Raw genomic sequence first — 3,842 nt, forward strand, 5'->3', positions numbered from 1 at the left:
CAACTTCACCATGAGATAAAAATACAGCATCAAAAAGAGTTTGTTACTTGGTCGCCCACGAGCGTGGACCGCAGCTCTTCGCAATACGGTCTCAAGATGTTCGCGTGAGTAATAACTCATCCATGCTTCTTTATATACACTTTCCCATTCCTCATCGCTCTATTGCATCTTTTGAGTTAAGGCACAAATAACCTTCCTCAAGGCGTAATTCAGGCGTGAATTCCAAAGAGCCGGTTGATGAAGGAGACTTCAGTCCCTCCGCCGACAGAGCGGATCCAACCATCAAATTGCCCCTTCTTGAACATCCGCATGACCTCAAAACCCTTAATGGTGCAGCCGCTATTCGCATCGACTGGAAGCCGAGCGTTGGTTCGATTAGTCGTTTGAGCTTGCCATGATCGCTTTCAAGCCGGTTGTGCAAATACTTCACCTGTCGCAGCTTGACGTAATCGGGGGTCTTCCCCTCGCGTTTAAGCTCAGCTAAGGCCAGACCATAGGCAGGATTCTTGTCTGTGTTGATCCTTGAGGGAACATAACGCTTTGATCGCCTCAAGGCTTTGGCAAGAAATCGCTTTGCCGCCTTGCTATCGCGTCGAGATGTCAGAAGAAAATCAATCGTATCGCCATGCTTATCGATGGCCCGAAACAGATATTTCCATTGCCCCTTAACCTCCACATATGTTTCGTCGACACGCGAAGAGAACGACAGCCGATTTTGATACCACAAGGTATGCTTTTCTAGTTCCGGAGCGTCGTGCTGAACCCATCTGTAGAGGGTGGTGTGGTCAACATCAACGCCGCGCTCATTCAGCATTTCCTCAAGATCACGGCAGCTGATGCCATATTTACAATACCATCTCACTGCCCAAAGAATGATCCCTCCCTGAAACTGACGATACTTGAATTCTGACATTGAAAATCCCCCACAACGTAGCGATCATGCAGCCGATGACCCAAAGTTGCAACGGAGCCAAATCAACCGCCTTACAAACTGCCAGATCATAAAACTAAAATGGTTATTCGCTCTGATAGTCATAAAGCGTCTGGATTTAATGAACTGACTTTTGAAGACCAGGGTGGGCAGAAAAATGTCTTTTTACATGCTCAAAAAGACCAGACCATCAAGGTTTTGAATAACCGCTCCAAAAATGTACTTGCCAGTCAGATTGAAAATGTCGGGGCGAACAAGTCCATCACAGTGGGAGCCAACCATCAGGAAAAGGTAGGCGGGAGTATGAACCTGTCTGTTGGTGGTGGAGGAGCCGCAGGAGGTCTACTGGGCGCTTTAGGTGGCCTGGTGAAGTCTGGCGGCAAGACCTCAAAAAAAGGGGCGAAGAAAGCTGGGTCCGCTCCTGTTACGGATTTTGCAGCAGTGGTTGCAAAAGTAGGTGCTGGAGCAGAAGCTCAGTCGGTGAATGCCGGAGTGGACTTCCTGAAGACAGGAGAACATTTTTCTGAAGGTGGGAAAGCACAGGCCGGTGCTGGATCAGTTATTGGTGGGATGCTCTCCAAGTTTATGCCAGGATCGGGGACTCTGAGCGTTGTTGTTGAGAAATTTCGCTCAGACACGATCGGCATGGCCCGTACTGAGCAAATTGGCATGATGAAAAACACCGTTGTCGGTGCAATCCAAACGATCATGGTTGGAAAACAATCCAAGCTCACTGTGGGCGAGAAATACGACGTAGAAGTCGGCAAGAAGATCACATCCAGGACCAAAGTTCATACAATTATGGCAAAGGACAAGATCGTCCTCGCTGCACCCGGCGGCCAAATCGAAATTTCCCAAAGTGGCATCACGATTAAAGGCAAGCAGAATGATCTGCTAGCTCCTTCTATCAACCTCAAAGGTGGAAGTGGCGGCAAGGATACCGATAAGGCCATGCAAGACAAGCTTGGTGATTCAGAGTGGAATAAGCCAGAAGGTTATACATGGCACCACAAAGAAGACGGTGTCACCATGCAGCTTGTTCTAACATAGATGCATGCAAATGGCGGAGATATAAAAACAACCCATATGGGTGGTGCCGCTATGTACAATGGCAAACACGCAGGTGATTTTTAAGGGAAATGTTATGGACGTTTTAATTTACAAAAACGAAGAAGACTGGCAATCCGTACCAGAGACTGAAGGTTTGATCTCCAAGTGGGAGCTTGAGACCGATATCAAGCTTCCAAAAGATTATCGGGCATTTATGGTCAAGTATAATGGCGGTCGACCATATCCCTGCCTTTTCAAACACAATGTCCCCAAAGAGCTCTGGCAAATGGATGATGATGACACAGTGTTGCTGGGTTCAATTTATGACTGGAAATATGCCCTGGAACGCTGCGGAGACCGCTTAGAGTTCGATGAAATTCCTGCGAAGTCCATCATTATTGGCACTGATCCAGGCGGAACAGAGCTTGGCCTGTCTATGGAGGAAAACTCGTTTGGCAAAGTCTATTTGATCTATTTTGCTGTGGGCCCGGAAGATGATGAACCTGTGATGCGCACGTCGCTGCTTGCTAACTCGTTCCGCGAGTTTGTTTTTGAAAAATTGTATGAGAATACAGATCAGGATGGTCACGACTATTGGTTTCGACGGAACCAAGAACATCTCACTCGCAAAGTAGAGTTCTGACATGGCGTATCCCAAGGCAGTTTCAGATACGTTTTTTGCCAGTTGGCCGGATGCCTTAAAGCAGGCGAGCGTGCCGCACGAAGAGATCCCGATCAGTCCCGATGATGTTCTCGCACTTGCAGCAAACACCCCCGAGTTTTGCGAGAAATTTGCGATGTTCAATCATTTTGACCTCTCTCAGGATTTTCTGGATGAGGTCACAGCAGGCCTCGAGAAATTTCCCTCGGGCGCCTTTCCGAGGCTGGACTACTGCTCCTGGAAAGAAAGCTGTCTTCTGAATTCACCGGCACGCACACTGCGCGATGTTGAGGCGATTATCTTACAGCCCAATCAAAGAATTGCTTCTGCTCTTATGGAACCGGCTATTCACAATCAGGGGGCAAATTTCTATCTGCGGGAGTGGATTGATATGCCGCGCTGGAGCGAATTTCGCATATTCATGCGGGATCGGAAAATTATCGGGATTTCGCAATACTATACAACCGAGCAGTTTCCGCAAATCCAGCAGAGCTTAGACGATATCCGGCAAGCCCTCATTGAATTTTGCCTGTTTCTCTATAAGGAATCACATTTGGAGACAGTTATTGCTGATGTGTTCTTATCCAATCAAAATGAGAAACTTCAAGCGCACCTTATTGAACTCAACCCTTTCCTCAAGAGAGCTGACCCCTGCCTCTATAGCTGGGAGAAATCAGATTTCGATGGCAAATTTCGGTTCATCAAAAATGAACGAGTTGTTGCTGCACCTATGGCCAGTTAAGGAGTATCAATATGCCTAAAGCTGCTCGTGTAAGTGATACTGGGTCTGGGCATGGTTGCCACTACCCGCCAACACCCATTATCTCCGGCAGTCCTGTTGTGAAAATAGATGGCCTACCCGCTGCACGGGTGGGGGACTCTCTAATTCCACATGGTTGCCCTGTTTGCCCGGCTCCACCGCATCCACGTTCAGTCTCGGCAGGTTCTTCGATTGTAACGATTGACGGTAAACCTGCTGCCCGTGTTGGTGACGCAATTGGCTGTGGTGGGAGCATTAGTTCCGGCTCGCCCATTGTCACTATTGAATGACCGCTGAACTCACGTACTACTTAAACCCTCGATAGAAATACCCCGAGGCCCGCTTGGTGTTATCAAGTTAACTTTGGCTCCAGCTCCGATTGGTAGTTGGGCAACATGACTTGTGCTCCGATCAGTTACAAACGCCATCGTTTTCCACCC

The 3,842-nt window shown here is 48.2% G+C and carries 4 protein-coding genes and 1 pseudogene; 4 read left to right on the forward strand and 1 reads right to left on the reverse strand.

The genetic code is table 11. The annotated features are described in order from the left end of the window. Positions 1-209 precede the first annotated feature (209 nt). Positions 210-913 (reverse strand): annotated as a pseudogene (locus tag BMZ51_RS23225) (IS6 family transposase). A 99-nt stretch (positions 914-1,012) separates the two neighbouring features. Between BMZ51_RS23225 and BMZ51_RS24425 the strand changes: the two are divergent. The 4 genes from BMZ51_RS24425 (at position 1,013) to BMZ51_RS23245 (ending at position 3,692) form a co-directional block, all read left to right on the forward strand. Further along, positions 1,013-1,981: a bacteriophage T4 gp5 trimerisation domain-containing protein gene (locus BMZ51_RS24425; protein WP_082825587.1), complete on the forward strand. Its 969-nt coding sequence runs from the start codon at positions 1,013-1,015 to the stop codon at positions 1,979-1,981. A gap of 94 nt (positions 1,982-2,075) precedes the next feature. After that, a complete protein-coding gene (locus tag BMZ51_RS23235; RefSeq protein WP_074882399.1) occupies positions 2,076-2,624 on the forward strand; it encodes an SMI1/KNR4 family protein in 549 nt (182 codons plus the stop codon). 1 nt (position 2,625) lies between these two features. After that, entirely contained in the window at positions 2,626-3,384 is a 759-nt protein-coding gene (locus tag BMZ51_RS23240; protein WP_068004589.1) for a cell division cycle protein 123 family protein, read from the forward strand. 11 nt (positions 3,385-3,395) lie between these two features. Next, positions 3,396-3,692, forward strand: a complete 297-nt coding sequence (locus BMZ51_RS23245; protein WP_068004588.1) for a PAAR domain-containing protein — start codon at positions 3,396-3,398, stop codon at positions 3,690-3,692. Positions 3,693-3,842: the final 150 nt, after the last annotated feature.

The sequence above is a fragment of the Pseudovibrio axinellae genome (assembly GCF_900110875.1).
GTDB lineage: Bacteria > Pseudomonadota > Alphaproteobacteria > Rhizobiales > Stappiaceae > Pseudovibrio > Pseudovibrio axinellae.